Source organism: Collinsella sp. AM16-21 (assembly GCF_003471905.1).
GTDB lineage: Bacteria > Actinomycetota > Coriobacteriia > Coriobacteriales > Coriobacteriaceae > Collinsella.
The window spans coordinates 78,434-104,420 of sequence record NZ_QRKJ01000007.1; the positions used below are offsets into that span (position 1 = coordinate 78,434).

The 25,987-nt window shown below is 61.2% G+C and carries 23 protein-coding genes; 11 read left to right on the forward strand and 12 right to left on the reverse strand.

Features of this window, described 5'->3' with window-relative positions:
* Nucleotides 1-18: 18 nt before the first annotated feature.
* The gene (locus DW180_RS05355) at nt 19-957 is read right to left on the reverse strand and encodes a radical SAM protein (protein WP_117716821.1); all 939 of its coding nucleotides are present in this window, start codon (nt 955-957) and stop codon (nt 19-21) included.
* Between the two features lie 526 nt (nt 958-1,483).
* Between DW180_RS05355 and DW180_RS05360 the strand changes: the two genes are divergently transcribed.
* Nucleotides 1,484-2,683: an MraY family glycosyltransferase gene (locus DW180_RS05360; protein ID WP_117716820.1), complete on the forward strand. Its 1,200-nt coding sequence runs from the start codon at nt 1,484-1,486 to the stop codon at nt 2,681-2,683.
* Between the two features lie 169 nt (nt 2,684-2,852).
* A complete protein-coding gene (trpS, locus tag DW180_RS05365) occupies nt 2,853-3,902 on the forward strand; it encodes a tryptophan--tRNA ligase (protein WP_117758341.1) in 1,050 nt (349 codons plus the stop codon).
* A 393-nt stretch (nt 3,903-4,295) separates the two neighbouring features.
* Here the strand turns inward: trpS and DW180_RS05370 are convergent, their stop codons facing one another.
* From DW180_RS05370 to pckA, 5 genes are all read right to left on the reverse strand, one after another.
* Nucleotides 4,296-4,616, reverse strand: coding sequence for an MGMT family protein (locus tag DW180_RS05370; protein ID WP_117716818.1), 321 nt, complete (start codon nt 4,614-4,616; stop codon nt 4,296-4,298).
* An 80-nt stretch (nt 4,617-4,696) separates the two neighbouring features.
* Nucleotides 4,697-5,551 (reverse strand): DegV family protein, encoded by an 855-nt coding sequence (locus tag DW180_RS05375; RefSeq protein WP_117758342.1) that lies wholly within the window; start codon nt 5,549-5,551, stop codon nt 4,697-4,699.
* 119 nt (nt 5,552-5,670) lie between these two features.
* Nucleotides 5,671-6,120, reverse strand: a complete 450-nt coding sequence (locus DW180_RS05380) for a MarR family winged helix-turn-helix transcriptional regulator (RefSeq protein WP_022093866.1) — start codon at nt 6,118-6,120, stop codon at nt 5,671-5,673.
* Nucleotides 6,121-6,293: 173 nt separating this feature from the next.
* Nucleotides 6,294-7,013: a B3/4 domain-containing protein gene (locus DW180_RS05385; RefSeq protein WP_117758343.1), complete on the reverse strand. Its 720-nt coding sequence runs from the start codon at nt 7,011-7,013 to the stop codon at nt 6,294-6,296.
* A 227-nt stretch (nt 7,014-7,240) separates the two neighbouring features.
* Nucleotides 7,241-8,911, reverse strand: a complete 1,671-nt coding sequence (pckA, locus tag DW180_RS05390; protein WP_199569890.1) for a phosphoenolpyruvate carboxykinase (ATP) — start codon at nt 8,909-8,911, stop codon at nt 7,241-7,243.
* Between the two features lie 352 nt (nt 8,912-9,263).
* Between pckA and DW180_RS05395 the strand changes: the two genes are divergently transcribed.
* Complete coding sequence (locus DW180_RS05395; RefSeq protein WP_233539789.1) at nt 9,264-10,844, forward strand: lipopolysaccharide biosynthesis protein; 1,581 nt, start codon at nt 9,264-9,266, stop codon at nt 10,842-10,844.
* 355 nt (nt 10,845-11,199) lie between these two features.
* Here DW180_RS05395 and DW180_RS05400 read toward each other — a convergent pair whose 3' ends face one another.
* Complete coding sequence (locus tag DW180_RS05400; protein ID WP_117655697.1) at nt 11,200-12,039, reverse strand: metallophosphoesterase family protein; 840 nt, start codon at nt 12,037-12,039, stop codon at nt 11,200-11,202.
* Between the two features lie 253 nt (nt 12,040-12,292).
* Between DW180_RS05400 and DW180_RS05410 the strand changes: the two genes are divergently transcribed.
* The 3 genes from DW180_RS05410 (at nt 12,293) to DW180_RS05420 (ending at nt 16,478) form a co-directional block, all read left to right on the forward strand.
* Nucleotides 12,293-13,894, forward strand: coding sequence for a potassium/proton antiporter (locus DW180_RS05410; RefSeq protein ID WP_117758344.1), 1,602 nt, complete (start codon nt 12,293-12,295; stop codon nt 13,892-13,894).
* 226 nt (nt 13,895-14,120) lie between these two features.
* Nucleotides 14,121-15,245 carry a 3-phosphoserine/phosphohydroxythreonine transaminase gene (gene serC / locus DW180_RS05415; RefSeq protein ID WP_117833492.1) on the forward strand — a complete coding sequence of 375 codons (1,125 nt, stop codon included), beginning with the start codon at nt 14,121-14,123 and terminating at the stop codon, nt 15,243-15,245.
* 69 nt (nt 15,246-15,314) lie between these two features.
* The gene (locus DW180_RS05420) at nt 15,315-16,478 is read left to right on the forward strand and encodes a phosphoglycerate dehydrogenase (protein ID WP_118237783.1); all 1,164 of its coding nucleotides are present in this window, start codon (nt 15,315-15,317) and stop codon (nt 16,476-16,478) included.
* A 348-nt stretch (nt 16,479-16,826) separates the two neighbouring features.
* Here the strand turns inward: DW180_RS05420 and DW180_RS05425 are convergent, their stop codons facing one another.
* Nucleotides 16,827-17,633: a hypothetical protein gene (locus DW180_RS05425; protein ID WP_233545190.1), complete on the reverse strand. Its 807-nt coding sequence runs from the start codon at nt 17,631-17,633 to the stop codon at nt 16,827-16,829.
* Nucleotides 17,634-18,030: 397 nt separating this feature from the next.
* Here DW180_RS05425 and DW180_RS05430 point away from each other — a divergent pair, with 397 nt between their 5' ends.
* Entirely contained in the window at nt 18,031-19,251 is a 1,221-nt protein-coding gene (locus DW180_RS05430; RefSeq protein ID WP_118237787.1) for a M20 family metallopeptidase, read from the forward strand.
* A gap of 39 nt (nt 19,252-19,290) precedes the next feature.
* Nucleotides 19,291-19,971 (forward strand): DUF1015 family protein, encoded by a 681-nt coding sequence (locus DW180_RS05435; RefSeq protein WP_117758349.1) that lies wholly within the window; start codon nt 19,291-19,293, stop codon nt 19,969-19,971.
* Between the two features lie 131 nt (nt 19,972-20,102).
* Here DW180_RS05435 and DW180_RS05440 read toward each other — a convergent pair whose 3' ends face one another.
* The 3 genes from DW180_RS05440 to DW180_RS05450 all read right to left on the reverse strand — a co-directional run bounded on the left by DW180_RS05440 (nt 20,103) and on the right by DW180_RS05450 (nt 22,052).
* Nucleotides 20,103-20,738 carry a histidine phosphatase family protein gene (locus DW180_RS05440; protein WP_117758350.1) on the reverse strand — a complete coding sequence of 212 codons (636 nt, stop codon included), beginning with the start codon at nt 20,736-20,738 and terminating at the stop codon, nt 20,103-20,105.
* Between the two features lie 17 nt (nt 20,739-20,755).
* On the reverse strand, nt 20,756-21,298 hold the full coding sequence (locus tag DW180_RS05445; protein ID WP_055252053.1) for a histidine phosphatase family protein: 543 nt from the start codon (nt 21,296-21,298) through the stop codon (nt 20,756-20,758).
* An 82-nt stretch (nt 21,299-21,380) separates the two neighbouring features.
* On the reverse strand, nt 21,381-22,052 hold the full coding sequence (locus DW180_RS05450) for a nitroreductase family protein (protein ID WP_117563980.1): 672 nt from the start codon (nt 22,050-22,052) through the stop codon (nt 21,381-21,383).
* A 233-nt stretch (nt 22,053-22,285) separates the two neighbouring features.
* Between DW180_RS05450 and DW180_RS05455 the strand changes: the two genes are divergently transcribed.
* Nucleotides 22,286-22,888, forward strand: coding sequence for an HdeD family acid-resistance protein (locus DW180_RS05455; RefSeq protein ID WP_117583774.1), 603 nt, complete (start codon nt 22,286-22,288; stop codon nt 22,886-22,888).
* Nucleotides 22,889-23,371 (forward strand): DUF188 domain-containing protein, encoded by a 483-nt coding sequence (locus tag DW180_RS05460; protein ID WP_117758351.1) that lies wholly within the window; start codon nt 22,889-22,891, stop codon nt 23,369-23,371.
* A 132-nt stretch (nt 23,372-23,503) separates the two neighbouring features.
* On the opposite strand, the gene DW180_RS05465 is transcribed toward DW180_RS05460, so the two are convergent.
* Complete coding sequence (locus DW180_RS05465) at nt 23,504-24,592, reverse strand: putative manganese transporter (RefSeq protein ID WP_117759706.1); 1,089 nt, start codon at nt 24,590-24,592, stop codon at nt 23,504-23,506.
* A 171-nt stretch (nt 24,593-24,763) separates the two neighbouring features.
* On the opposite strand from DW180_RS05465, the gene DW180_RS05470 reads away from it, so the two are divergent.
* On the forward strand, nt 24,764-25,732 hold the full coding sequence (locus DW180_RS05470) for a 3'-5' exonuclease (protein WP_117759705.1): 969 nt from the start codon (nt 24,764-24,766) through the stop codon (nt 25,730-25,732).
* The last annotated feature ends 255 nt before the right edge of the window (nt 25,733-25,987 follow it).

Sequence of the window (25,987 nt, forward strand, 5' to 3'; positions counted from 1 at the left end):
AAAGACTACTCAGCAGAGCTACTTTGCGCTGGTAAGAACACCGGTGGTGTCAAACGCCGGGGTAAAGCTCTCGTCTACCGCGCCGCCCTCTTGCCAAAACATCGTCGTAAAGCCCAGGTCGTCGGCATGGTCGAGCACCTGCTCGTACTCCTCGCGCGTTACGGCACGGGCCAACTCGCCGCCCTGCTCGCGCATGAGTGCATTGGGCGTGTACTGGTTCATAACCGAAATCGGCACGTCGCCCACCGTCTGCCACACCAGGTCCAGCACGCGGCACGAATCGTCCGCATGCCCCGGCAGCACCAGGTGGCGCACGATGATACCGCGCTTCATGAGCCCGTCCTCGTCCACCAGCTCTCCCCCGCGGCGCTCGATCTCGCACGCCATCTGTGCCAGGCCCGACACGGCCACGCGCGGGTAATCCTTAATATGAGAAAGCGACTGCGCAAGCCCGGCATCGGCATATTTAAAGTCGGTGAGCCACACATCGACCAGGTCACCCAGGGCAGCTACGGCACTCGCCCGCTCATAGCCGCTCGTGTTGTAAACGATCGGGATGTCCAGCCCGCGCTCCCTCGCTGCGGCAATCGCGGCCGGCAGCAGGTGAGCATAATGCGTCGCAGTCACCAGGTTGATGTTGTTGGCTCCCTGGTCCTGCAGTTCCAGCATAATCTCGACCAGACGCTCAGGCGAAATCTCAAGGCCAAAATTGCCGGTCGAGATCTCGTGGTTCTGGCAGTAGATACATTTAAGCGAGCAGCCGCTAAAGAAGATCGTGCCCGAACCGGCCTCGCCCGAGATAGGCGGCTCCTCCCACATATGAAGCGCCGCGCGGGCCACCCTGAGCGTGTCGTTAGCACCGCATACGCCGCGCACGCCCTCATCGCGCGCCGCACCGCAACGGCGGGGACACAAATGGCAGGCGGGCGAAAAAAGTTCGGTCAACGACGTCGGCATAAAAACATGCTCCAAAACAACGATTCAGCAGCTCAAACGTAAAGGGCCAGGCCGCGTAGACGGCTCGAGCCCCAAGGCGCCGTAATCGTCCGACACGATTTTTGTAATGTCAAGACTGGAATCGATAAAGTGCCGCTTTATGATGTAGGTATTCCGCCCCCCGCGGAGCAACTGGGTGAACCGTCGCGTTTATTTAGGGAGCCCACACAGTCGTACCTAGTACAGGTATCCTTCGTTGTTAAGGACGCTGGAACAGTCGATGAGGGCACCCACCTGTTTTAGGTGGGTTCATTTTCGTAACGTGGGGGGTGGTTTTCTTTTGCCGAAAATCACCATCACGGTCCATATGGATCCCCGTCGGCATCCCGACAAGCCATCGACAACATCCCAATATCTGGTAAGCGCGTGATTATCGCTGCGTGCAATTACATGCACCCCCCTTGGTCGAGTATTATGGTTCGGCTATGCCCTTTGCGCATGGCGTTCTTCTGACCTTTTCCTTCGACGCTTGGCGGTTTTTAGATTCATGGCTTCATCCCCGAGCTACATACCGTACCTATGCGTGGCAGCGGCGGCCTTTATCACGACCTTCCTCGCGGTGCCCCTGGTCAAGCGCTTGGCAATTAAGCTCGATGCCGTCGACTATCCTTCTAAGCGCCGCATCAACACAAAGCCCATCCCGCGTTTGGGCGGAACGGCGGTGTTTTTGGGCCTGGTCGTTGCCTGCATTGTGCAAATCCTAGGCACCTGGCACCTAGGCTGGCCACCCGTCCTGGTGCCGCACCCGCGCCTTCACATTAGCTATCCCATGCTGGCGCTCTCCTTTACCGTCATCTTTGCGACCGGCGCTATCGATGACGTCTTCCAACTCAAGCCCAAGCAAAAGCTGGCCGGGCAGGTCCTCGCCGCGCTCATCGCCTGTATCGGCGGCCTGCGGATCGGCGTCATCGTCAACCCGTTTGCCCCCGGCGAAATCATGCTCGGGTGGCTCGCCTACCCCATCACCGTAATCTATCTGGTGGCATTCACCAACATCATTAACCTCATCGACGGCCTCGACGGCTTGGCCACGGGCATCTGCGGCATCGCCTCGTTCACCATGTTTTCGATGGCCGTTCTCTCGGGCCGCATCGACGCCGCCGCGCTCTCCATTGCGCTCTTTGGCGCCTGCCTGGCCTTTTTGCGCTACAACTTCAACCCCGCAAGCATCTTCTTGGGCGACTCGGGGTCGCTGCTTCTGGGCTTTGCACTGGGCTCCATCTCGCTGCTCAACGTGAGCCGCACCGCCGCGCTCACCTCGCTTATCATCCCGCTCATCGTTGCCGGCGTGCCCATCATCGACACGTTTAGCGCCATCGTGCGCCGCAGGCGCGCCCACATTAGCATTGGGCAGGCCGACAAGGGCCACATCCACCACCGCCTAATCCAAGAAGGCTACAACCAAAAACAGGCCGTGCTGCTCATCTATGCCTGGTGCATCATGCTTTCGGCCGGCGCCGCCGCGATTAACCAGGTCGAAGTGCCCATGCGTGTGCTCATCTTTACCGTGCTCGCCATTGGCTCGGCGGCCTTCGCCAAGCACCTGCACCTGTTTGAACCCGTGCTACGCCACCATTACAACAAGCGCACGCACGAGGACGAGCTCGTCACCCCCGACGACCCCGCCTTTAAGCAGGAGGAGCAGGCAGCCGAGGAGCGCAAAGAAGAGCGCCACCACAAGCTCTAGGGCAAGCTGCCGAGGATGTGCCAAGGCACCGTTGGCCAAGCGCGGCCGCGCCGCGCCCATCGCACAAGCCGCACCACGCGCGTCCCTCTCCCGCCCTCGCCTACTTACGCACCGCCCCTCCAATAAACGCGTTATCATCTTGACCCATGAACATACGTTAGGAGCAATCATGCCAAACGAGAACAGCTACGAAGTCGCGCTGCAAAAGAGCAACGCCATTCGCGAGGGCCTGACCAAAACGCCCGAGAAGTTCACCATGCTCACCGGCGACCGCCCCACCGGCCGTCTGCACCTGGGCCACTACTTCGGTACCCTCAAGGGCCGTGTTGAGCTGCAGAACATGGGCGCCAAGACCAACGTGCTCATCGCCGACTACCAGGTCATCACTGACCGCGACACGACCGAGCACATCCAGGACAACGTGTACAACATGGTCATGGACTACCTTGCCTGCGGCATCGATCCCGACAAGACCATGATCTACGCGCACTCCGCCGTGCCCGCCGCCAACCAGCTCATGCTGCCGTTCCTGTCGCTGGTCTCCGAGGCCGAGCTGGCGCGCAACCCCACCGTCAAGGCCGAGATGGAGGCCTCGGGCCACGAGCTCACCGGCCTTCTGCTCACCTACCCGGTGCATCAGGCCTGCGACATCCTGTTCTGCAAGGGCAACGTCGTGCCCGTCGGCCGCGACCAGCTGCCGCACATCGAGCTCACCCGCACCATCGCCCGCCGCTTTAACAACCGCTACGGCAAGGTGTTCCCCGAGGTCGACGCGCTGCTGTCCGAGACCCCGCTGCTGCCGGGCCTGGACGGTCGCAAGATGAGCAAGAGCTACGGCAACGCCATCAACATCTCGATGACCGCCGAGGAAACGGCCAAACGCATCAAGAAGAGCCAGACCGACTCCGAGCGCATGATCACGTTCGATCCCGAGAACCGCCCCGGCGTGTCTGGCCTGCTTTCAACAGCCGCCATCTGCACCGGCCGTTCCGAAGTCGAGATTGCCGAGGAGATTGGCATGGGCGGCTCCGGCCAGCTCAAGAAGTACGTGACCGAGGCCGTCAACAAGTACTTCGCACCTATCCGCGAGCGTCGCCAGCGCTACGAGAACGATCTGGACTATGTGAAGGACGTCCTGCATGAGGGCAACCGTCGCGCCAATGAGATCGCCGAGCAGACCCTGGCCGAGGTTCAGGACGCCATGGGCATGGTGTACTAGACCGATTTGCTGGCTTGAGCTTTCGATTGCTTTAGGGCGGGCGCTACGGCGTCCGCCTTTTTTGGAGCCGGACCGCTTCAGCTCCATCCATCACACTCTCCCGACAAACAGGAACAGGCCCGCCGGCAGTTAGCTGCCAGCGGGCCTGTTCCCGAAGTACACCGTTGAATCGCACAGAGGGGAGGGATGCGAATCAAACTCAACAGGGCAGGCTTTTTCATCGCCTATTGCCTGCTCCGTTGCTGAAACCAATATAGTTCACCGTGGCTTACTTTCTAGCGTCAAACTACCCCAACACACCTTCTCCATAAGTTAGCCCAGGTAAACCTGCAACGGAAAGCCACCACAAAGGGGACAGGCACCTTTGTGGTGGCTTTGACCACGGCAGAGCTGTTAGAGTCCAGCAGGCCAACGACAGGCGGCCAGATCAACATGCATGGGATCGGCAAACGTCACGCCCTCCCCCATTAAGAGCTCGCGCTGAGCATCGGGGCCGCCAAAGGCAAAGCCCTCACAGATACGGCCGTCGGCAAACACCACGCGATGACAGGGAATTTGGCCAGGGCGCGGATTACTATGAAGGGCATACCCCACGTACCGCGCACTTCGTGGACGACCGGCAAGCAGTGCCACCTGACCATACGTGGCGACCATCCCCTCGGGGATCTGCTCGACCACCCCGTACACCCGATCAAAAAAGCCCTCAGACGCCATTGCTCGCTCCCTTCCACCCGGAAAAGCATAAACCATCACAAAGGGGACAGGCACCTTTGTGATGGTTTATGGCAGGTCGGTTAGTTGGCGGGCTGGAAGAAGGCTACTGCCACGGCGCCGGGGCCAACGTGGGTTCCGATGGTGGCGCCGATGGTGTGAACGGGCAGTTCGCCCTCGGTGTGACCAGCCCACAGTGCCGCGCTGTCCTCGATATACTTCTTGAGCACCGCATCCGAAAGACCCGTATAGCCGAGCGCCAGCGGCATGGAAAAGTCGATGCCGCCCGCCTTTTCGACCTTTTGGTTCAGCAGGTTGCGGCCGTTCTTGGAACCGCGCGCCTTGCCCAGCTGCACGATCAGACCGTCCTCGACAGCCACCACGGGCTTCACGTTGAGCAGCGTGCCCACGGCGCCGGCCGCAGCAGACAGACGACCGCCGCGCACCAGGTACTCCAGCGTCTCGAGCAGGCCGATAACCACCACACGGTCGCGCACGGCCTCGACAGCCGCCGCGATCTGAGATGCACTGCGGCCCTCGTCCACCAAGCGCAGCGCATACTCGACCAGGACGCGCTCGCCCAGGGTGACGTTGTTGCTGTCTACCACGAACACGTCGCCACCTGGCGCCTCGGCAAGTGCGGTACGGGCACTCTGATTGGTGCCTGATAGCTTAGCGCCCACGGTAATAATCACAGCCTCGTCGCCGGCCTCACGTGCTTCGGCAATCGCCTGCGAAAACGCGTACGGGTTGACCTGGCCGGTCTTGGGCAGCTCGTCGCGCTCCACAAGCATCTCGTAAAAGCGCTGGTGATCGATGTCGACGCCATCCATATACACATCGGTGCCAAAGGTGACGGACAGCGGCAAAACGTCCAGTGCCGGGTGCTCGGCCGGCGACATATCGCTTGCGGAATCGGTAATAATGCGGACGGACATAGCGAATCCTTTCTTGCGCAGGTCCCGCGCAGGGAATTTTGACAGCAATGTCCCGGCACGGCGTACGCGCTCAAACGGGACGATGCAGTTCTTGGCTGAAAGCTAGCGCCAGCGCGGCTCTAGATCTCGCGCAGGGTGTTGAGGATCGTGCGCAGCGATGCATACATCTGCTCGCGCTGCTCCACGCCCATGGCCTTGCCGGTGGTATCGAGCACCTCGCGAATGATGCGATCGGCCTCGCTCATGCTCTCGCCGCCCAGGGCAGTCAGGCGCACCGGAGCACGATACTTGACGGCCGCATCACCCGAGTCGTCAACCTCGACGTAGCCGCCCTCCTCCAGATGTGCCAGTGTGCGCGAAACGGCGGCACGGGTAACGCCGGCCATGCGGGCGAGGTCGGCGCCAGTCAGGCCGTCCTTGCTGCGCTCAAGATAGTACAGGCACATAACGTCGGAGCCCTTGAGGCCCAGCCTTGCGCCTTCGGACGTCTTGATACGCTGAATCTCCTTGTAGAGCCCGCTGATCAGTCCAACAAAGTCCTCGAAACGTGTCTCGTCGTTCTGCTGCATGGGAGACGACCGCCTTTCGCTTGCATAATGCTTACGGGTAAACATCTTAGTCGCATAAGCCGACACCCGTACCCAAATACCCCATTTGTTAACCCATCAACATAAAAACCACCACAAAGGGGATAGGCACCTTTGTGGCGGTTTTGACCGGCGAACATGATCCGCAGGCGCCGCTACAGCTCCACGCAGGGATTGTCGCGAGTCACAAGCGTCTTAACGACAACCGTCGCTCCCAGATAGCGCTCGAGCAAATCGGCAAGACGATCGATGGCGGCCTGGCAGTCCCCCATTCGCTCGGGCTCTACGCACTCAATCGCCAGGAACGCGTCCGCCGAATCGTCGGACAGGGCCGTTCGAACGCCGTCGCGCCAGTTCCAGCAGCGGCACACGGCGCCCGCATCATCGACGTAGGCCAGCTCGCCGGACAGCGTCGGGTCATCCGCTTCCTCGCCAAGCGGCAGGAACGCGTCGCCGCCGTCGGTCACCTTCAAGCGAAGGTCTCCCTCGATCGCATGCAAATCCTCGCCGCCTACGGGTAACGCGTAGGTCAGCGACACCGTGTTGTAAATGTCCACCGCGGGCGTAATGTGGCCCACCGGCTTGCCTTTGAGCACGCGTTTGAGCAGGTTCTCAATTGAGCAACGCGCGCCCTTCTTGGTCTTGAATAGGCGATATGCCTCGCGCCATGCCTTAACCGGCGCATTCTCGCTGATAGTATCGCTGGTCAGATGACGCTCCGCGTCGATATTGGCGCGGTCGAGCAACGCCGCAATCGCGTCCACGTCCTCTTGAGGAATCTGAGCCGCGGGCTTCATGCCCTTTACGACCACAACACCGACAGCCGCCTGCGGAAATAGCTCCCAAAACGAATCCTCGGCAACGAAACTCTTCATGTGCTCTCCCTTCATAGCATGCGCCCGAGCCCGGGTGCCTAAACAAAAAGCGCCCTTACGACGGCCACCTTCAAAGTCCTACGGTGCCGCCACAAGAGCGCTTACGCTGCCCCCATCCGGAGAAGGGAGCGATATGTTAGGCGTATTATAACCCGAGTCATCCGCGCGAGTAAAACCACCACAAAGGTGCCTGTCCCCTTTATGATGGTTTTGGGTCTGAGGCGACGCTAGTGGCGAAGTCCCAGCAGGCCGTGGCCGCGATGACGGGCGTCGGCGTGCACCTGAGCGTGCGGACCGGCGGCCTTGACGGATTCGGGCAGGTGCGAGTACTTCTTCTCGAAGTTCTCCTCGAACATCACGGCCAAGTTGTGCGCGGCCTCGTCGTAGCGAGCGGTGCTCTGCCAATACTGGCGCGGCACCAGGATGCCGTCGGGTACGCCGTGGCACGTGGTGGGAATGTCGACGTTAAAGATGTCGTCGTGCACGAACTCGCTGTCCTCGATGGTACCGTCGAGGGCGCGGGCCACCAGGGCGCGCGTGTAGGCAAGCTCGATGCGATGACCCACGCCGTAGCCGCCGCCGATCCAGCCGGTGTTGACCAGGTACACACGCGTGCGGCCGTCGGCGATGCGCTCACCGAGCATCTTGGCATAGACCATGGGGTCGAGCGGCATAAACGGCTCGCCAAACAGCGAAGAGAACGTGGGCGTGGGCTCGGTGACGCCGACCTCGGTGCCGGGGATCTTGGCCGTAAAGCCCGTCACAAAGTGATACATGGCGGCGTCGGCCGTCAGGCGCGAGATGGGCGGCAGCACGCCAAAGGCATCGCAGGTCAGGAAGAGCACGACGCTTGGAGTGGTGCCCATGCCCTTGGTCCACGCGTTGGGAATGTGCTCCACAGGGTATGCCACGCGCGTGTTGTGCGTGATCGAGATGTCGTCGTAGTTGGGCTTGCGGTTCTCGTCGAGCACCACGTTTTCGCAGATCGCGCCAAAGCGGACAGCGTTGAAGATCTCGGGCTCGTGGAACGCGTCCAGGCCCTCGCATTTGGCGTAGCAGCCACCTTCGATGTTGAAGATGCCCATGTCGGACCAACCGTGCTCGTCGTCGCCGATCAGCAGCCGCGTGGGGTTGGCCGAAAGCGTGGTCTTGCCCGTGCCCGAAAGGCCAAAGAACACGGCGGTCTCGTGCGTGACGGGATCCATGCTGGCCGAGCAGTGCATGGGTAGCACGTCGTCCTCGACGGGCAGCAGGTAATTCATGACGCTAAAGATCGACTTTTTAATCTCGCCGGAGTAGCCGGTGCCGGCGACCAGAATCACGCGTTCCTGGAAATTGATGACCACGGCGGCGCTGGAGTTGAGGCCCTTGATGGCAGGATCGCACTGGAAACCGGGCGCCGCGAGCACGCAGAAGTCGGGCTCGCCGGTGCGCGCGATTTCGCGGGCGAGCGGGCGGGCGAGCATCTGCTTGATAAAGAGTGCCTGGCTGGCACGCTCGCAGGCAACGAGCAGTCGACGCGTGTGGTTGCGGTCGGCGCCTGCCATGCCACGGGTAACGAACACGTCGCGCTCGTTGAGATAGTCGACGATGCCGGCCTTGATGGCCTCATAGCTCTCGACGGACAGCGGGCGGTTGACGGCGCCCCAGGCAATCTTGTCGTAGACATCGGGGGTGTCGACGATAAAGCGGTCATTGGGGGAACGACCAGTGCGCTCCCCCGTCTCGATCACCAGCGCGCCGTTGGATGCCATGCGGCCTTCTTCGCGGCGGATAGCGTGCTCGACGAGCTCCGCGGCGGGTAGATCGACCAGCAGACGGGGCTGATTCTCGGCGGGATCTTCGACCAGCGCAATACCAAAGTTGGACAGAACTTCTGCAGGGGTAACACCAGGCATGGGGCCTCCTTTAAAAGCGCGACACGTGGACGCGGCGCGCACTTTACTCACGTAAAGCCCGTTGTACCCGATATGCAAAAACGTTTTTGCGGCAACGGCGAAGCGCCCGCCCAACGGTCAAAAATCGCAGGCAAGCGGCCTAGTCGTTAGAGACACTCTTGAACAGGCAACAACCAAGGAGCGACCCCGGATGCCGGCACTTAGGGACGTTCCCAAAGTGCCGGCACATAAGGAACGTCCCCAAATGCCGTCTACTGAATGGCGCCGCCGAAATTATCGAACAACCTGTTCAAAAACACGAACGAACACCGTCGCGTCTATACTAGAGCGTAGCAATAGAAAGGACTCCGCTTTGAGCATCACGCCCCTCGATAGCATCCGCCGCGCCATCGCCCGCCGCAATGGCGTCGCCGACCCCGCCATAGCGAGCAGCGGCACCGCAAAGGCCCAGGGCGGACGCATCGAGAACGGCCTGTTCCCCGCATCGCACACCGCCGAGGAGCTCGCGCGAATCCAAGAACTAAGCCAACGTAACGCCGGCGGTCCCGACAGCAGCCAGGCCACACGCCGTCGTCGCGAGCGCGATCGCCAACCCGGCCCCATCCACCGCATGGTCAATGCCTGGTGGAACCGCCTGCTCGGAGCCGTCTACGGCGGCGGCTTCTCCACGCAAGAAGCCGAGTACGAAGATCACGCCACCCGTCGCGACTACCTTTGGAATACCCTGGGCACCGCCGTGTGGGGCATGGTGTTTCCGTTGCTCACCATCGTGTCCACACAGCTCGTGGGCGCCGAGGAGGCTGGCAAATTCTCCATCGCCTTTGTCACCGGCACGCTCATCATGATCGCGTGCAACTACGGCGTGCGCAACTTTCAGGTCTCGGACATCGACGAAAAGACCTCCTTCGCCTCCTACCAGCTCAACCGCTGGCTCTGCGGAGCGCTCGCGCTGGCATGCGGCCTGGTGTACAGCAGCGCCCGCGGCTACGATGCGCAGATGGCCACAATCGGCCTGGGCGTCTACCTGTATAAGGTGATCGACGGCATTGCCGACGTGTACGAGGGCCGCCTGCAGCAGGCCGACAAACTCTACCTGGCCGGCATGAGCCAAACGCTACGATCCGTCGGCGTCATCGCGGTCTTTAGCGTGGCACTGTTCCTCACGCGCAGCATGCCCATCGCCGCCATGGCCATGGGCATCGCCGCGATTGCCTCGCTCGTGCTGGTCACCGCCCCGCTCGCCCTGCTCGAAACCGAAAAATCACGCCGCATGAGTCTGCGCGAGGCTGGCCACCTGTTTGTCCAGTGCGCCCCGCTCTTTGGTGCGCTGTTCCTGTTCAACCTTATCGAGAGCATGCCCAAGTTTGTGATGGAGGGCACGCTGGCATACAAATATCAGCTGTACTTTAATGCACTGTTTTTTCCGGCGCAGGCCATTTTGTTGAGCATTGGATTTATCTATAAACCGCAGCTCCTACGTCTGTCGAGCATTTGGGCGAATCCGCGCAAGCGTCGCCGCTTTGATCTGATTATTGTTGCCGTTATGGCACTGATCGTAGTCATTACTGGAGCGTGCGCCGCATTTATGGCAGGCCCCGGCATTCCCCTCATGAGCTTTATGTACGGCCTCAACTTTGAGCGCTACCGCACGCTTGCACTGCTAATGGTTGTCGCCGGCGGCGTCACCGCGGCAATCGACTTTATCTATGCCATTATCACGGTGTTGCGCCACGCCGGCGATGTCACCAAGATCTACCTGATCTGCTTCGCCGTAAGCGTGGTGGTGCCGGTGATCCTGATTAAGCTGCTGGGTCTGATGGGCGCCGTGGTGAGCTACCTAGCCATCATGGCCCTACTCCTGGTGCTGCTGATTATCGAATACGCCCACATCCGCCAACGCATCGAACGCGACCGCAACCCGTACGGCGCCTAATTGGCGCAATGGGGGGTCTCGTTGCGGACGATTTGCGACACGCAAAACTAAGTGAGTAGACTTTTGCCGAATCCCTGACCACACCGGCAAAACACAAGTCAGTGACCTGCGGTTTTGTTGAGGCAAATTTGCCGGCTGCTCGGCATTTCCAAAAAAGTCTACTCACTTAGCCAGCGGGCAGCCAAAAAAGAACCGTCGCAACGTCGTTTGACTCCGTTGCGACGGTTTTTTGAGCATTTTCGCACTGCCGAGGACGCAGACGCTCCTCATTTCTCGCGCTTACCGAGCAAAAAGGCGCTATTCTCCGAAAGTAGTCAAAAAAGCTCCGTCCCAAATTAGCTACCCTTTGCACCGATTATTCGCCTGGGTTGATGTTCGCATAGAACTCGGCGCCGTCATCAAGGCGCAGGATGCCCACGCGACCGAACTCGGAGCCGGTGGCGGCGGCGCAGTCGATATCGATGCGATCGGGCACGCCGGCGGTATCCTCGCCACCCAGACGCACAATCTGCCCGCGGCCCGACTCCTCATCGAGTCCCGCAAGGCCACCTACCTCGCAATAACGCCCGAGCGACACCGTTGGCGTGTGGCCGCTCACCACGACCGGCCCCTCGCCCTCGGCAGAAAGCAGTCCCGTCGGCGCATCCCAATAGCCGTGACGAATCCACAGCAGGTCATCGAACGACTGCACGGCGAGCATTTGCCGCAGCAGCTCGCTATCGGCATCGACCGCTCCCCTGCCGTCACCGCAATCGACACCATGCTCAAGCAAAAACGCGCGCGCCGCCTCGGTCTGGATGCCGGCATGCACCAGCAGGTACGGGCGCTCCTCGGTCTCGGCCACCGCGTAGAGCGGCAGCGCGGCCATCCATCGCACGAGCTCCTCGTATGCCTCAAATTCCATGTCGTTGAGCTGCTCGCGCGTCGTCCAGCCACCGTTGATATCCCAGGTCTCGGCATCGAGCGGATCCTGGCCAATGATGGCATCGAGCATGATCTGCTCGTGATTGCCCTTGAGCACGTGGGCGTTGGGCAGCGAGCGCACGAGCTTAATAACGCCGACCGGATCGGGCCCGCGATCGATCATGTCGCCCAGCACGTACAGCGTGTCGTCGGACGTCAACGAGATCTTAGACAGGGCCTCGTCAAGCGCACGCACGTGCCCGTGAGCATCAGATGTCACATAGATCGCCATGGTACGCCTCTCCTTGCATTGCGGCCGAAGCCCGGCGCCGCAACTAAAACTTCAAGTTGAACTTAAACGTTACCCATTGTACTCCGTTGCAATAAAGCTGGAAAGGGTTTCCAAGCAGAGGCAAAGACGGCAGCCGTCTATGACGATATCGCGCACGCCCGCAATCCAACCCCATAAACCCACCATCTTTGGGTACAAATAACCGCAGACAACTGACCGTGCCACGCCAACCACCCAGGAGCGGACACCATCCATGAACCAGATCCTTCTCTTTATCGGCCTCGTTATTATTCTGTGCCTGACCATCAAGCCCGTCGGCAAAAAACTCCCCTTCCCCACCCTGCTCATCTTTATCGCGCTCGGCATGCTGTTGGGCGTCAACGGCCCGGCTCACATCGACTTTAGCGACTACGCGCTCACCGAAACCGTCTGCAGCACGGCGCTGCTGTTCATCATGTTCTACGGCGGTTTTAACACCAACATCGACCGTGCCAAGCCCGTCGCCGCGCCTGCGGTGCTGCTGAGCACGCTCGGCGTCGTCATCACTGCCGGCATTACCGGCGTGTTCGCGCACTTTGTACTGGGCTTCGACTGGATCGGCGGCCTGCTGCTGGGATCGGTTGTGGCGTCCACCGACGCGGCCAGCGTCTTTAGCGTTCTGCGCGAGCACAGCCTTTCGCTGAGGGGCGGCACCGACTCGCTGCTCGAGGTCGAATCGGGCTCCAACGACCCCGTCGCCTACATGCTCACCGCCGTGCTCGCCACACTCGCAGCCGGCGGCGACATCAACATTCCCACACTGCTGGCCAAGCAGATTATCCTGGGCGTGGGCCTGGGCCTTGCCATCGGCTGGGCGGCGGGCCACCTGATTGAACGCGCACGCGCAACAGCCGAGGGCGCGCAGACCATCTTTTTGTTCGCCGTGGCAATCGTCGCCTACGCGCTGCCGAGCTACCTGGGCGGCAACGGCTTTTTGGCCGTGTACCTGGCCGGCATTGTGCTGGGCGCGAGCGACATCACCGGCAAGGTCGAGCTGGCGCACTTCTTTGACACCCTCACCGAGATGGCCGAGATGACGATCTTCTTCTTGCTCGGCCTGCTCGTGACGCCCGCCCGCCTGCCGCAAATGCTGCTGCCGGGCCTGGCGCTCATGGCGTTTATGCTCTTTGCGAGCCGTCCCATCGCCGTCGGCATGCTCCTGGCGCCCTTTAAGACGAACCCCCGCCAGGTCGCGCTCGTAAGCTGGGCGGGTCTGCGCGGAGCAGCTTCGGTCGTCTTTAGTCTCTTTGCCGTGGTGGCAGGTGTTCCCGGCGGACACGACCTATTTGACCTGGTGTTTGTGATTGCCGTGTCTAGCATTGTGGTGCAGGGCTCGCTGCTGCCGGCGGTGGCGAAGAAGCTCGATATGATCGATGCGGAAGGCGACGTGCGCCGCACCTTTAACGATTACCGCGACGAGGACGGCATGTCGTTCGTCAAGCTCAAGATGGGAGCTGGACATCCGTTTGCCGGACGTTCGCTCGCCGACATTGGCAGTGCGACGGACATGCTTGTGGTTCTGGTGCTGCGCGACGGCGCGCACCCCGTGCTGCCCAACGGCGATACCGTGATCGAGGAAGGCGACCTTCTGGTTATGGCCGCCCCGACGTTTGAAGAGCGTGCCGAGGTTACGCTGCGCGAGGTCACCGTGACCCCCCACGGTCGCCTGGCCGGCCAGCGCCTGCGCGATGTGCCGCAAGGCAAGCACCCGTTTATCGTCGTGATGCTCAAGCGCGACGGCCAAACGATCATCCCCGACGGCAACACCCTCATATACGCCGGCGACGAAGCCGTCATCGCCACGCTGGCGTCGTAGTGACCAGGGGTTAGCTAATTTGCGACGAAGAAATCAAGCGCCTAGAGAACCTCATGCCTTCGCTCGCAGATTTGGATTTGCCCGAGGAGTAAAGCACCCCTCCCCCATGTAACCATCCTGTAAATCATAGCGGCGCACTCGAGTTTTACCGTGATGCGGTCGCGCCTGACGCTCCACTGTGCTAAAGTATCCCGAACGTTCAAACGACTACGAGGGGAACTAGAAGATGGCACGTGTGCACAACTTCTCAGCTGGCCCGGCCGCACTGCCTACAAGCGTGCTCGCCGAGATCGCCGACGAGATGATGGACTACCGCAGTTGCGGCATGTCCGTGCTCGAGATGAGCCATCGATCTAGCATGTACCAGCAGATCATCGACGACGCCGAGGCAACCCTGCGCCGCCTGCTGAGCATCCCCGATAACTACCGTGTTCTGTTTTTGCAGGGCGGCGCCACGCTGCAGTTTGCGGGCATCCCGATGAACCTCATGCGCCGCGGCCGCGCCGGCTACGTCGTGACCGGCAACTTCGCCAACAAGGCGTACAAGGAAGCCGCCAAGTACGGCGAGGCCGTGCTGCTCGCGAGCTCCGAGGACGCCAATTTCGACCGCATTCCCGCCATGGCCGACATCAACGCGCGCATTGCCGCCGAGGCCGCGGGCGGCGGGCTCGACTACGTCTACATCTGCCAGAACAACACCATCTTTGGCACCATGTACCACGAGCTGCCTAACTTCGGCGACGTACCGCTGGTCGCCGATGTCTCGAGCTGCTTTTTGTCGCAGCCGCTCGACGTCGAGCGCTACGGACTCATCTACGCCGGCGCTCAGAAAAACGCCGGCGCCGCGGGCGTCACCGTGGTTATCGTGCGCGACGACCTGATCGCCGACGGTCCAGCCTTTGCGCAGACGCCGCAGTACATGGACCTTAAGACCCAGGCCGCCAAGGGCTCCATGCTCAACACGCCCAACACCTTTGGCATCTACGTATGCGGCAAGGTGTTCCGTTGGGTGGAGCAAACCGGCGGACTTGCCGCCATGACCGAGCGCAACTGGGCCAAGGCCAATCTGCTCTACGATCTGCTCGAGCACAGCGAGCTGTTCCATGGCACCGCGCAGACCGGCAGCCGCTCCATCGCCAACGTCACCTTCCGCACCGACGATGCCGGCCTCGACGCCGCCTTTGTCGCAGGCGCAGCCGAGCACCAGATTCAAAACGTCAAGGGCCATCGCCTCGTCGGCGGCATGCGCGCCAGCGTGTACAACGCCGTCACCATGGAGGACGTGCAGGCGCTGGCCACGTATATGAAGGACTTCGAAGCGCAGCATAGTTTGAGCCCGCGATCTAACTAGCCCGCAACGAGCGGGCCGACCAGCCACTTCAAACCACTTGTTTTAAACAAACCTGCTAAGGAGCTTTCCATGCGCAAGATCAAGACCATCGACGACATCACCAAAGACGGCGAAGTCGAGTTTGGCGAGGGCTACGAATTTGTGAGCACCGCCGAGGAGGCCGACGCCATCCTGATGCGCTCGACCGACCTGCACGGCTACGAGCTGCCCGAGGGCATCCGCGCCATCGCCCGCTGTGGCGCCGGCGTCAACAACATCCCCGTCGAGGAGTACGCCAAGAAGGGCGTCGTTGTCTTTAACTCCCCCGGCGCCAACAGCAACGCCGTCAAGGAGCTCGTCCTGGGCATGCTGGTGCTTTCGAGCCGCGGCGTGGTGCAGTCGATGAACTGGGTGCGCGACAACGCCGACGACCCCGATATCCAAGTCGACGCCGAGAAGGCCAAGAAGGCCTTTGTGGGTCGCGAGCTCAAGGGCAAGCGCATTGGCGTCATCGGCCTGGGCAACGTGGGCTCCAAGGTCGCCAACGCCTGTGTCGATCTGGGCATGGACGTCTACGGCTACGACCCGTTCATTTCCGTCGAGCACGCGTGGGTGCTGAGCCGCGAGGTGCAGCGCGTGGGCACGCTCGAGGATCTGTGCCGCGGCTGCGACTACCTCACCGTGCACGTGCCCAGCAAGGCCGACACCATCGGTATGATCAGCACCGAGCAGATTAACCTGCTAGCGCCCGACGCCGTGCTCATCAACTACGCGCGCGAGACCATCATTGACGAAGACGCCGTCGACGCCGCCCTGCGCGAGGGCAAGCTCAGCTGGTTTAGCTGCGACTTTGCCACGCCCAAGACCGTCAAGATGCCCAATACGTTTATCACCACGCATTCGGGCGCCGGCACCGGCGAGGCCGAGGCCAACTGCGCCGACATGGCCATCAGCGAGCTCAAGGATTACCTGGAAAACGGCAACATCGCGCACAGCGTCAACTACCCCGCCTGCAGCATGGGCAAGGCGCGCGCCGCAAGCCGTATTGCCTGCCTGCATGCCAACGTGCCCAACATGATCGGCCAGATCACGGCCATTCTCGCCAAGGACAACGCCAATGTGCAGCGCATGACCAACGAGTCCGCTGGCGAGAACGCCTACACCATGTTCGACACCGATGAGCACCTGGACGGCAGCACGATCGAGGCGCTCAAGCAGATTCCGTCGATGTATCGCGTGCGCGTGATTAAATAGCGCCGGTGCCAAGCCTGCCAGACAGACCACGAAGCCCATTCGCCCCCCGTATTCACGAAACGGGGGGGCGATTTTGTTGCTCCGGACGACTTTAAAATGATACCCAGAACAAGTTTTTTCAGATAATCGATAGTGAGGCTCCAGTCGCTAAGCACACCCGCTTTGATAAACAGCTTTATCAGGGACTTTAGTAGGTAAAAATCGGTCTCTATGTGCCGAATGTAAGTTGACTGTCTATTTTCCGAAACAACTTATTCTAGATAGCATTTTTAGGGTCCCTCCAAGGCAAAATTGAAGCCTTTTTGCGACCAGAACTCTAGCTCGCGCTACCGTTTACCCACCGCGCGACTACATTCCCGCCCAATCGATAAAAATCTCCTCACGAAGCCGCCGTTCGAGCTCCTGCTGTCGCGGCGTCTTGTCTTTCAGCGGCACATCGAGATAGGACATGATGAGCTCCATCACCACGCGGAAGGCATCGAAGTCGGCCAGCTGACCATAGGTCATCAGAACGACGGGATATCCCATGGCTTGCAAGGCCGTCGTTCGATCGGAGTCCGAAATCTTGGATTCAATGGATCCGTGAATGGCTTTACCCTGGCATTCAACCAGACACTCTCGGCTGCCGTCCTTATTTGCCAGCAGGATATCGGCATAGCGCCTATCAAGCCCCGAAATCAGGCGGGCGCTGCGCGTCATACGAATCTCAACGTTATTGGCAAGGCGCAGCCCTTCGCCGCCGCGCAACCTCGTAAGGCCAAACAGCATCGAAGCCTGGACCTCGAGCGGCGATGCTGCCACCCCCGTAATGCATTTCGCGGCTCGTATGAACGATTTAGCGCCGCGGAGCCCCCGGACCTTATCGACGAACTCTGTAAGCTCAGAGAGCTCGATCAAGGGAGGTCGTTTCCACAAGTCCGTTGGATTCCCCGAGACATCCTTTACGTTTTCCCAGCCCGACCGTGCGTCACTCCATCGGCTCCCATATGCCTGCTCAAGTGCCGACTTTACCTGAGGCGCAATCTTGCACACGGCAAAGGTGCCGCACATCTCATACATGCACATGATTAGACGCTCGTTTGAGACCGAGGAAGCCAGGGTCAGCAGGGTAAAGAGTGGGGACGCAACATCGAAGCCAAACTCCGTCTGCCGCACGGAATCAAACGGCCTCTCCCCGTTCCAAACATGCCTGACAATGCGATCGCCCTTACGTCCGCAGCTGCCCTGCGCCAACACGTGTAACGGGGTGCCCAGGAAATGCGTGACGAGCGGATGCTCACATAGGTGCTCCCTGCGCGGATCGTCCGCAGAATCGGGCAGGTCCGGCATTATTGCCAAGACCTGTGGAGGTATCCGGTGATACCGAAAGGCAGATATGTCGCACAGCATGTCGTCCATGAAGGGTACGTACCCACCGCATCGTTCGTAAACCCGCCTGGACGGCAAACGCGCTGGCTCGGCCTGCGAACGGTAAATACCGCTGCGCGCACGCCGCGGATCTCTCAAGAGGCTTACAATCGGTTTGGAAAGCAGACTGATTGTGAGGTTGCATATGGTTGATGAGGACTTTGCCTGGCGGCTTGCGCAGGACCTTGTGAAGATTGACAGCTCAGACCCGGGCGCGTATGAGGATGAAATTGAGCGCTTCATTAAGAGGCTCATTGAGCAGCAGCTGGCACAACTTGATAGTTCTGCGCTCGATGCCGTGCAGATTGAGGAGCTCGAAGTGCTGCCCGGGCGCCGCAACCTTAAAGTCACCGTGCCGGGCCAAAGCGACGAGCCGCGGCTGGTCTATATCTGCCACATGGATACCGTCACCTTGGGCGATGGCTGGGACGCAGACATCGCACCGCTTGGGGCGGTTGTGCGCGACGATAAACTCTATGGCCGCGGTGCCTGCGATATGAAGGGTGGCCTGGCCTGCGCCATTGCCGCACTGGTCCATACGCTCGAGCGCGTGGCGGCAAGCGGTGAGCTGCCCCGACGTGGCTTTTCGCTCATCTGCTCGGTCGACGAGGAAGACTTTATGCGTGGCTCCGAGGCGGCCATTGATGCCGGCTGGGTCGGTTCGCGCGAATGGGTGCTGGACACCGAGCCCACCGACGGACAGATCCAGGTGGCGCACAAGGGGCGCACATGGTTCGAGATTGAGATGGCAGGCGTCACGGCGCACGCGAGCCAGCCTTGGAAGGGCGCCGACGCCGTCGCCGCCATGGCAGAGGTCGTCTGCGCGTTGCGCCGCGCGTTCATGGCGCTGCCCGTACACGATGAGCTGGGGCCATCGACCATCACGTTTGGACAGATCGAGGGCGGCTACCGCCCCTATGTCGTGCCCGACCATGCCAAGGTCTGGGTCGATATGCGCCTGGCCCCGCCGACTGATACGGCCGCCGCGACGCGCATGGTAGAGCAGGCCATCGCCGGCGCCGAAGCCGCGGTCCCCGGCTGCCATGGAAGCTATACCGTGACAGGCGACCGCCCCGCCATCGAGCGCGATCCAAGCTCTCCCCTTCTGGCTGCACTCAAGCGTGCCGCCGATGACGTGACGGGCACAGACACGACCGTCGGCTTCTTTACCGGCTACACCGACACTGCCGTCATTGCCGGCAAGACAGGCAACCGCAATTGTATGAGCTACGGCCCCGGCTCGTTGGCGCTCGCGCACAAGCCCAACGAGTATGTGCCCCATGCCGATATCGTTCGCTGCCAAAACGTGCTCATCGCGCTTGCCGATAACACGCTCTGGGACGCAAGCGGCCAAGTTGGGGCATAATAAGCCGCGAACAAACCGACTCGCGCGTTAGGACCGCCCATGAAAGCACTTCCATTTCCCTGCATCCGCCCAGCTCAGGACCGCGTGCTCGAGGCGCTGCCTGCGATGGGCGGTATCCTGAGCGGCAACGACGCCCTGCGCGGCGCCATTGCTGACGGCCTAATGCTCAAGGATCCAGGCGCGGCGTATTACGTGTACGAGTGTTCGGGAGAGCTGGGACGCGTGACGGGCGTTGTGGCAATTTGCCCGGTTGGTGTACTGACGGACGACAACGCGTCCTCCGCAGATGCGGCCGCAGCCGCCCGCGCAATCGCCGAGCTTAAGGTGCAGCCTCGCCCTGTAACGCTCGCCTACGAAGCCTCGCCCGTCATGGATATCATCCTCGGCGCCGCCAAAGAAGGCGCGTCGCTCTATGCCGTCACCGACCCCGCCGGCATTACGCACCGTGTGTGGGAGGTCAAGCGCGAGGACGCCGTTGCTGCCATCCGTGCCATGCTCGATCAGGCACCCGACCCCGTGTTCGCCGGTGACTCCGCCTATGCCGCCGCACTGGCTGGGGCATCGCAGATTCTGGCCGATGAGGCCCGTGCCGCCGGAACGTACACCGGCAAAGAGCCGTTCAACTTTGCCGTAGCTGCGCTCTTCCCCGCCGCGCAGGTCAGCGGCGGCGCGCCGCAGGTTCCGACGGGTCTGCTCACTCACCAGATCTCACGGTTCTAGCGGACTCAAACGCGAAGCTGGAAAACCCAGCATCCAAACAAACAAGGGGCAGGGATGCAATGCCCGTGCATGCATCCCCGCCCCTTTCGCATCAAACAATTTCGCCGGCAAACCGCGCCGCAACGCCAGCGCTACCCGCGCTGCGGGCCTACTACCGCTACAAGCGGTTCAAGCCCCAGCTCGCGCGCGTAATCCTCCTGCGTAAAGACTTCGACCAACTCAAACGTGTCGGATTCGTCGTCAAACGCAAAGTGCAGCACCGAGCAGTTGCCCGGCACGCGATCGCGCTCGTCGGCCGCCGCACCCTTCACGTGATCCATAAACTCCTTGATAGCCGAGCCATGGCTTACCGCGAGCACACACGTATGGTCCGGACGCTGCATGAGTTCGGTCAGCGTCGCCACCATGCGCTCGCGCACCTGGATCTGGCCCTCGCCGCCAAATTGACGATAGAAATCGCGCCACGGGCGCTCGGGCATAAGCATCACGCGCTCGGCCTCAAAGTCGCCAAAGAACCACTCACGCAGGCCGTCCAGGCGCTCGTACGCCAAGCCCGGCCACAAGTTGGCGATAGTCTGCTCGGTGCGATGAAGCGTGGAGGTGTAGGCATGATCGGGCTCAATGCCGCGCGCACGTAAAAACATGCCGGCGCGCGCCGCCTGGTCGCAACCCAACTGCGTAAGCGGCGAGTCACTCCACCCCTGAATGATACGCTTAAGGTTGAATATCGTCTGTCCATGACGGACCAGATACAGATCTTTATTCATAGGGGTCCTTTCGTTCGTTACCAACCCAAGAGCGAAAACGCCCCGTCGCAATAGCCAAAATGAAGCACGGCACCGTTGTCGGGTAGCTCTCCCCCGCCAGTCACATACTCAAGAAACTCCTGGCAGGCTGAGCCGTGGGAAACCGCCAGCACGCAGTCGTGCTGCGGCCGGGCCATAATACGGGACAGCGCCGCAACCATGCGCGACTGAAGCTGCACTTCCGACTCGCCGCCAAAGGCCACCGGATAATCGCCCCAGGGCTGCGGCGGCATCTCGCGATTTGATGTGCCCTCCAGCGAGCCAAAATGCCACTCACGCAGGTCATCGACCAGCTCAATGGAACGGCCCTCGCCAACGATAAGCTCGGCCGTATGCCGCGCCCGGCCCAACGGCGAGGAATACACATGATCAAAGGCCACGCCACGCGCCGCAAACGCCGTACGCGCCGTCAGCGCCTGCTCGCGCCCGCGCGCCGTAAGCGGCGAATCGTGCCAGCCCTGCAAAATGCTCTGCACATTGAGCTCAGTCTGCCCATGCCGCACCAAATACAGATCTGCCACACGCTCTCCCCTCGTACCACCACAAAGGGGACAGGCACCTTTGTGGTGGTTTACCGTCTGATCACGCCGCGGTGACGCTCAGCTACACCAGCACGTCGGCGAGCGGGCGCTTGGGTACGTGGTGCACCTGCGCATCGTCACGCCAGTAATTAATTGAGCCGTCGGGGTTGGAATCGATCGCATCGATCATCTGCGTCTCGGCCGGCACGCCAAAAGCCATGATCAGCTTGAGCTCATACTTGTCGTTATCGAGCCCCATAGCATCGATCGCGTGGGGCGTAAAGGCCTTGAACATGCAGGCTGCCACCTCGGGCGTGGCGCTGCGAGCGGCGAGCATCATCGTCTGCGCGGCAATGCCCGTGTCGACCTCGGTGATGGGCGCGGCGGGCTTACCCGGAACAGCGCGCTCGGCAAGAATCGCGATGTAGCCGGTCGGACGCTCGCCCTCGGCAGGACCCGACCAATCCTTAAGCGCGCCGGCCCATGCAAGCTCATCAAATACACGCGCGCAATCCTCGGCACCGCTCACCACATGAAAACGCAGACGCTGAGCATTGGCGCCGCAGGGAGCCAGGTGCGCCAGTTCCGCCAGCTCGAGCAAAAACTCGCGCGGCACGCGCATGGACTCGTCAAAACGGCGGCACGTACGGGCGCGGCGGACCAGCGCGTCAAACGTGTCCAGGCCAAGCTTTTCGCAACCCTGCTTTGCCATCGACTCGGCGCTTACCGGCGCCGCGGGAACAGCTTCGTTCATAAGACCCCCAATAAAAGCATATTGTTCTTAAGAAAATCTAACCTAAAACGTAGGCAATTACACACAGCGGCGCAATGTTCCACACCTGTTGAATATTCCGCATCCAAACGGGAACAAAGGTAACAATTCGGGAAGATGAGGCTCCCATTCGCCCTTCCCGCCCCACGCGACGGCGCCCTTGGGCGATACTGGTTGCAAGAGCTACGGCTTACGCCGCACGGAAAGGAGACATCATGGGCATCTTTAAGAACGATGACAAGCAATCGAGCGCGTTTGGATTTGACGAGAAAAGCATGGCAGGCAAGGCCGTCAAGGCCGTGCGCTGGATTTACGCCATCACGGGCGTCTTGGCGCTCGTCGCCGGCATCGCACTGCTGTTTGCGCCCGCCAAATCCCTCGTCTTCCTGACGACCGTCTTGGGCATCTACTTTGTGATCACGGCCGCGATCAGGCTGTTTACCGCTGTTTTCGAGCCGCTGCTGCCCACCGGCTGGCGCGTTACGAGCATCATCTCCAACCTGCTCATCATTCTGGGCGGCGTCATAATCCTGCGCAACCAGGCCTTCTCGACCGCGACGCTCACCACGCTCGTGGTGGTCGTCGCCGGCTTTGGCTGGATCGTCGAGGGCGTCATGTCGATTCTGGAATCCGAGCTTTCCGCCAACCGCGCCCTCGCCATCCTGAGCGGCGCGCTCTCCATCATCGCGGGCATGTTCGTGTTTATCTATCCGCTGTGGTCGGCCAAGATGCTCGTCATCTTTAGCGGTGCCGCGCTGCTGGTGTTTGGCGTGACGCTCATTGTTCGCGCCATTCAGTTTGGCAAACTGGTGCGCTAGATGCCAAAGACGCTCTTTATTGATGCCGACGCCTGCCCGGTCACGCGCGAGTCGATTGACTGCGCGCGGCGGGCGGGCGTCGCCGTTGTTATCGCCGGCAACAGCACGCAAAACCTGGAACGGCACATTCGCCGCGACGACCCGCGCGATGCCGAGCACGCGCGACGCGGCTTTTGGATCACGACGCTCGACGTGAGCGTGGGCGCCGACAGCGCCGACTTTGCCATTGTCGAACGCCTGCAGGCGGGCGACGTGGTCGTGACGCAGGACATTGGCTTGGCGAGCATGGTGCTCGGGCGCGATGCCGCCGCTATCGGTGTGCGCGGGCGCGTCTACGACAAAGCAACCATCGACATGCAGCTGTTTATTCGCCACGAGGAAAAGAAGGTACGCCGCGCCGGCGGACGCACTCGCGGTCCGGCAGCATTTACCAGCGAAGACCGCGCCCGCTTTAAACGCAACCTCACCGAGTTGCTGCACTAACCAAGGTAGGTTTTTGGGACATGCCTAATAATCTACCTTTTTGTTTTGCCGATTGACGCGCATCCAACGCCCAGGTCATGGCGGTGGAATTTATGGCATGTCCTAGTTTTACGGCATGCCCCAAACATCCACTTAGAACCCAAAGGCGGAAAGGATAAGGCCCCAGCCAGCGCCGATGACGTACATCATGATCAGGAACACGGCATTTTCGCGGGCGCTGCGGTTGGTGCGGAACAGCACCAGATAACCCACGCCGGCGGAAATGAGCGTGCCGGCGAGCATCGGCGCCAGTTGCAGCGCGCCTTCCAGATACAGCTGTGTAATGACCACGCTCGCCGAGCAATTGGGAATCAGCCCGACAAGCGCCGAACCCAGGACAGCGAGTGTCTCGTTGCCGCGCAGGAACTGCTCGATCGCGGACTCGCCGAACGTCTCGAGCACGGCGACCAGAATCAGCGTCACCAGAAAAATGAATACCGAGACCTGCACGGTGTGCGAGATCGCACTGCGGATGATCGACAGGACAGGCGTCCCTTCGTGGGAGTGAGAGTGACCGTGACCATCATGGTGTTCATGTTCGCCCTCATGACCGTGATCGTGGCCATGTCCGTGTTCGTGCTCGTCTTCGTCTTCATCACATCCGCAATGGTCGCGCTCGCACAGCTCGTGGATGTGGTCGGCGCTCACGCCCGCCTCGGCCACCTCGTCGATGATGTCACCGCCGCTGTGGTCGTCGTGCGCGCAGTTCACGTGGGCCGGATTGGCCGCGGTTCCCAGCACGGTACGGCGAATCGCCGCGTGCGCGCGGGCGTTACGGCGCAGGCCGCGAATGGCAGCGTCCACGATAAAACCCGTGACCAGTGCGATCAGCGCTTTCGAAGCCAAAAGCATCGCCATAGTCTGCACGGGAACCTGCTCGGCAAGCAACAGCGGCAGCATCTCATCGGAGGTCGAAAGGAACACCGCCACCAACGTGCCCAAGGTCACGACACGGCCGGCGTACAGCGTTGCTGCCATGGCCGAAAATCCGCACTGCGGCACCATGCCCAGCAGCGAGCCAACCACGGGACCCGCAGCGCCGGCGCGCTTGATAGCGCCGTTGACGCGGTCGCCCGCAACGTGCTCAAGTGTCTCGAGAGCAAGATACGTCACCAACAAAAACGGCACCAGCGACAGCGTGTCCTTGCCGGCGTCGAGCAGAATATCAATCAGTAAATCCATGACGGACGGAACCTTTCGTGTCTTTCGGCAGCATTGTAAAAGTCCTAGCGGTCAACTAGGGTATTGTAGTTGTCCCGGGCGCGGTGCCAATAGTTGCCTATGGCAAACTATCATCTCGCCATAACTCAGTAACCTCGAGCCGCACAACGCGGCCCGTCCAAGGAGTAGCATATGAACGTATCGCAAGCACTCGAATACGAGCGCCAGCCGTTTATCCCCATGTTTATCTACGGCGACCACGGCGCCATGGAGTCCGAGCGCCAGAAGGGCGAGGAGGCCCTCAAGGTGCTCGAGACCGAGTACTTTACCGCCGAGGGCGACCCCGGCTTCGACTTTGCCACCGTGCGCGACCTGGCCGACCGCAACCGCGACCTGTGCGACCAGATTGGCGAGGCGCGTCTGCGCAACGTGACGCCCGCGACGCTCTCGCGCGGCCTGTCCGACGCCGACACCTGCGCCGCCATCGGCAAGATGCAAAAGCGCACCGCCGCGTCCGTTATGCGCGAGATCCGCGGCGACCGCGACGCACTCGGCGTGGCCTATGCCCGCAAGCCCATCCAAGGCACGGTGCTGGGCATCGACATCGAGACCACCGGTCGCGCGCCCGAGCGCGGCTACATCATCAACGTGGGCTGGGAGATCATGGATCTCACCAGCGACGCCGTGCCGCATGACGCCGAGGCACACTACTGCGGCCTGCCCGACATCTACCGCGGCGAGGATGTGCCGCTATCGAACATCCATCACATCACATGGGACGACATCGACGGCAAAAAGCCGTTCCGCGAGAACAAGGAGCTGCAGAAGCAGCTGCTCAAGCTCATGAAGAAGTACCCGTACATGGCGCATAATGCCGCCTTCGAGGACAGCTGGTTCAAAATTCATCTGGACGGTTACGCTGAGGCGCGCCGCGCAGGCAAGATCATCGTCATCGACTCGCGCCAGATCTGCCGCAGCCTGGACGCCGACGTGCGCTCGCTCCCCCGCGAGTCCGCGCCCGCTGCGCTCGAGAACTGGGCGCGCCGCCGCGGCACCCTCGCCGTCGACGCCAACGAGCAGCACCTGGGCCTCGACGACACCGACCTCATGCTCCGCACCGTCCAAGCCGAGTTCAACCTCAAGAACCTGTTTGCGAAATAGCAACGCCTGCGACAAACACTGCTTGCTCACGAGCGGCCTCGCAGCGGGAAACCCCGCAGCGGGGCCGCCCCACGTTCCATAAGCAGGCCCGCTCTTCACAAATTCTGAACCCTATTTTTTACTTATTTCAGCACTTTCCCGACACGTGATTTGTACTCGGATGGCGATGCACCGATACCAAATGTGCAGCAATTGAGTGTTTCCATGCTATAGCCAAGCTGCGAAAACATTTATTTAGGGCGTACCGACCCATAA

Coding starts and splice junctions, on each gene's coding strand:
- DW180_RS05430 (WP_118237787.1), top strand. CDS start 18,031: ATGGTTGATGAGGACTTTGCCTGGCGGCTTGCGCAGGACCTTGTGAAG.
- DW180_RS05460 (WP_117758351.1), top strand. CDS start 22,889: ATGCCAAAGACGCTCTTTATTGATGCCGACGCCTGCCCGGTCACGCGC.
- DW180_RS05370 (WP_117716818.1), bottom strand. CDS start 4,616: ATGGCGTCTGAGGGCTTTTTTGATCGGGTGTACGGGGTGGTCGAGCAG.
- DW180_RS05355 (WP_117716821.1), bottom strand. CDS start 957: ATGCCGACGTCGTTGACCGAACTTTTTTCGCCCGCCTGCCATTTGTGT.
- DW180_RS05455 (WP_117583774.1), top strand. CDS start 22,286: ATGGGCATCTTTAAGAACGATGACAAGCAATCGAGCGCGTTTGGATTT.
- trpS (WP_117758341.1), top strand. CDS start 2,853: ATGCCAAACGAGAACAGCTACGAAGTCGCGCTGCAAAAGAGCAACGCC.
- DW180_RS05380 (WP_022093866.1), bottom strand. CDS start 6,120: ATGCAGCAGAACGACGAGACACGTTTCGAGGACTTTGTTGGACTGATC.
- DW180_RS05385 (WP_117758343.1), bottom strand. CDS start 7,013: ATGAAGAGTTTCGTTGCCGAGGATTCGTTTTGGGAGCTATTTCCGCAG.
- DW180_RS05450 (WP_117563980.1), bottom strand. CDS start 22,052: ATGAACGAAGCTGTTCCCGCGGCGCCGGTAAGCGCCGAGTCGATGGCA.
- DW180_RS05470 (WP_117759705.1), top strand. CDS start 24,764: ATGAACGTATCGCAAGCACTCGAATACGAGCGCCAGCCGTTTATCCCC.
- DW180_RS05435 (WP_117758349.1), top strand. CDS start 19,291: ATGAAAGCACTTCCATTTCCCTGCATCCGCCCAGCTCAGGACCGCGTG.
- DW180_RS05375 (WP_117758342.1), bottom strand. CDS start 5,551: ATGTCCGTCCGCATTATTACCGATTCCGCAAGCGATATGTCGCCGGCC.
- pckA (WP_199569890.1), bottom strand. CDS start 8,911: ATGCCTGGTGTTACCCCTGCAGAAGTTCTGTCCAACTTTGGTATTGCG.
- DW180_RS05440 (WP_117758350.1), bottom strand. CDS start 20,738: ATGAATAAAGATCTGTATCTGGTCCGTCATGGACAGACGATATTCAAC.
- serC (WP_117833492.1), top strand. CDS start 14,121: ATGGCACGTGTGCACAACTTCTCAGCTGGCCCGGCCGCACTGCCTACA.
- DW180_RS05410 (WP_117758344.1), top strand. CDS start 12,293: ATGAACCAGATCCTTCTCTTTATCGGCCTCGTTATTATTCTGTGCCTG.
- DW180_RS05360 (WP_117716820.1), top strand. CDS start 1,484: ATGGCTTCATCCCCGAGCTACATACCGTACCTATGCGTGGCAGCGGCG.
- DW180_RS05400 (WP_117655697.1), bottom strand. CDS start 12,039: ATGGCGATCTATGTGACATCTGATGCTCACGGGCACGTGCGTGCGCTT.
- DW180_RS05465 (WP_117759706.1), bottom strand. CDS start 24,592: ATGGATTTACTGATTGATATTCTGCTCGACGCCGGCAAGGACACGCTG.
- DW180_RS05420 (WP_118237783.1), top strand. CDS start 15,315: ATGCGCAAGATCAAGACCATCGACGACATCACCAAAGACGGCGAAGTC.